General features: G+C 62.7%; 1 protein-coding gene and 1 pseudogene. Both read right to left on the bottom strand.

Annotated features, from left to right (window positions below; translation table 11 throughout):
- Positions 1-537, bottom strand: a pseudogene (locus VFA16_RS21655) (polyphosphate kinase 2); the annotation flags it as partial.
- Positions 538-539: 2 nt separating this feature from the next.
- On the bottom strand, positions 540-2681 hold the full coding sequence (locus VFA16_RS21650; RefSeq protein WP_324969806.1) for a hypothetical protein: 2142 nt from the start codon (positions 2679-2681) through the stop codon (positions 540-542).
- Positions 2682-2821 lie beyond the last annotated feature (140 nt).

The raw sequence follows: 2821 nt of genomic DNA, 5'->3' as shown, positions 1-2821 counted from the left end.
GTTGACCAGCATTTCTTCGAATAGCGGTGCCTGTTGCAGGAATTCGGCGTGTTGAGCCGGAGTACAGAATCCCATCACCTTCTCGACGACCGCGCGGTTGTACCACGACCGGTCGAACAACACTATCTCGCCACCGGCAGGCAGGTGGCTTACGTAACGCTGGAAATACCACTGCGTTCGCTCGCGTTCGCCGGGCTTGTCAAGCGCCACCACCCGTGCCGCCCGGGGGTTGAGGTGCTCCATAAATCGCTGAATGGTGCCGCCCTTGCCGGCGGCGTCACGACCCTCGAACAAGATCACATGCCGGACGCCAGTGCGTTGGCTATATCTCTGCAGCTTCAGCAGTTCAATTTGCAGCCGCCGCTTGGTTCGCTCGTATTCGTCGCGGCGCATCAGCTGGTCGTACGGATAACCCTCGCGCCATGTGTCGACAGGAGTTCCATCGCGATTGAGCAGAACAGGATCGTCGGGATCCTCGTCGTCGACGGTGTACCCGTGTTCGGGAGTCGAAAGGTCCTTCAGATCAATCTGTGTCATGGTCAAACGTCCCCGCTCGCAGTAGTGTCCGGACACTGCGGAAGCCGGCTCAGCCTCCCGGGATCGTTGCCCTCCAGCTTGAGATAGCGTCGCCCGTCCGCAGTGGCGGCGACACTGATCGGCAGCTCCCTACCGTCGGCGCTGTCCAGTTCCACGAAAAGCTGCAGTTCTCCGGATTCGACGTACAACATCGCGTCGTCGTTGGACAGTTTCCAGGGCTGCTCGTCGCCGGGCCATCGGCCACCGACGAGCCGGATGTCGGCGCCATCCTCCTGGCCATGGTCTTCGTCAGCAGTGATGCAGCTGACCCACAGCTTCCCTGGCAGCGGACGGAAGTACACGGCCAGGCGCTGGCGGTTGAGATTTACGTCGACCGGTATTCCGATCGGCGGCAGCGATGTGCCTTCCGGATGGTCATTCAGCGATTTCTTGACTTGACGTGACCCGATTCCGGTGCCGAACCAGTCAATCGTGAGCACGGTGGTGATGTACTGCGCGATGGCGAGTGTCAGCAGACCGCCGGCACCACCGGCACCCACGCCTGCAGCCCCAACTGCCCAGGTGACCGGCAGTGCAAGCAGACCGACAACCGCCGCAGCGCCGGCAGCTGCGGCGGCCTTGCCGGCCGTGGTCAGGGTGAAGTCCGGATTCACTTCTGGCTCAGGAGGATTCTGTGTCGGCCGCACTCCCACGGTCCTCGGAAGCGCATCGAACCGTTCGCTGACTCGCTTGACTTCTGCCTCGTAGTCCTGGTTGCTGAGCTCACCTGCGCGTTTCTTGTCGCCGGCCGTTTTCAACGCCTGCTCGAGACTCTCGATGTTTTCCACGTCGGCTCCCAAGGCCTCTTTGCCCTTCGGGTCGCGCGGGATGTCGTCGAGGTGCATCTCATAGGTCACCTTGAAGGTGGCCTTGAAGTCGTAGAGCTTCGTGTCGGCGCTCACGGTGCCGTCGATGACCAACCGGCCGTCGCCGGTTCGCGGCACAATATCGGCGTCTAGAGCGTCCAGACTGCGCTCTTGGCCGCCGACCTTAATGGTCTTCGGCCCCTCCAGCAGGCACGGCACATCGGGGTCGAAGTCGCTCTCGTCGAGATCGAAGCTTTTCATCACAGTGTCGCGAACCTGCCGCAGGACGCTCCACCCAGTGACCGCCAATCCTGTTTTCTCGTGCGGGTTTTCGGCAAGGATGGACGCGGGCAACTCCTCGCCGGACGGCAGTGTGCGCAGCGTTTTCAGCTGGACCACCAAAGATTCGTGGGTTTCCTCCCCCACCTCGAAGCGCTGCACGATGGCGTCGAGGGCCTTGAAAGTGCTGTCGTCCTGCGCTTCCGGGTCGACGTCCACCGGCGACGGCAATAGGTTCACGATGCCGTCGTCGCCGAACTTGCCGACCTCCGGGCGGACCGCGTCGGCAATCTGGGCCGCCAGCGAGTCGAGCACCCGGTTTCTCGCCTCGTCGTCGGAGAGGCTGGGATGCTGGAGCTTTTCCAGGTTCACCATCAGTTCCCCGGCGATGCTGTGGGTGATCCAATACGCCTCGGCGTAGTCGAGCTCCCAGCTGATCCGCGGGTCTTGGCCGGTGAACGCGGTAGCGCCGTCGGGCCGGCGCTCGATGTGCGGACCGAACAGCCGTGCGGCGTACTCGTCAGGCGGCGGCGTGGCCACCAGCACAGGAGCATCCTGCGCGGCAAAATTCAGCGCAATGGTCTGCTTGCCCGGTTCGGTTTGGTGCGGCTCAAGCTGATCGTGGATCGTCAGCCGACCGAGCAGCGGAATCTCGTTGTAGGCGATCTCGCGCGACTCGCCGGCGCGCGGACCGTCCGGGACGGTGATAGTCACCGGCGGCAGCGACACCAACGGGATACAGGTCACCGAATTCAGGACGATTTTCGAATCGAAGATCACCAGGTCGATCGCGAAGTGACGCAAGGGGTCGCGGGCTTCACCGTCGGTCTCCTCCTGCCACAACCGCTGATGCGAATCAAGGATGAACCAGACGCGGTCCAGCGTGAGGTCGAGGGTGGCGGTCGCAGAGTAGCCGGTGCCATCGACCGACTGCGTGTACTTGTCGCCGCTGAACATGTCGACCGTCTGATCCTGGACGCGTTGACGGTGAATCTCGATGATGGTGTCGGGGCGATCCATGTCAGACTCCAGTACTCAAGGCGGCGCATCAGTGGGCGATTCGTGCTTGCCGATGCTGTACCCGCTTTTTAGCTGTGGCCGACGGACAGCCTTAACCTGCGTCGAACCTCGACAACGGACGCCGCCGAACCCTGCGTCCA

Origin of the sequence: Mycobacterium sp., from assembly GCF_035653355.1 — a bacterium.
Lineage (GTDB): Bacteria > Actinomycetota > Actinomycetes > Mycobacteriales > Mycobacteriaceae > Mycobacterium.
The sequence above is the reverse complement of the archived record's forward strand: the minus strand, read 5'-3'. Positions and strand labels throughout refer to the sequence as shown.

Bases quoted from the DNA above. Each gene is read 5' to 3' on its own strand.
- VFA16_RS21650 (WP_324969806.1), bottom strand. From the start codon at position 2,681: ATGGATCGCCCCGACACCATCATCGAGATTCACCGTCAACGCGTCCAG.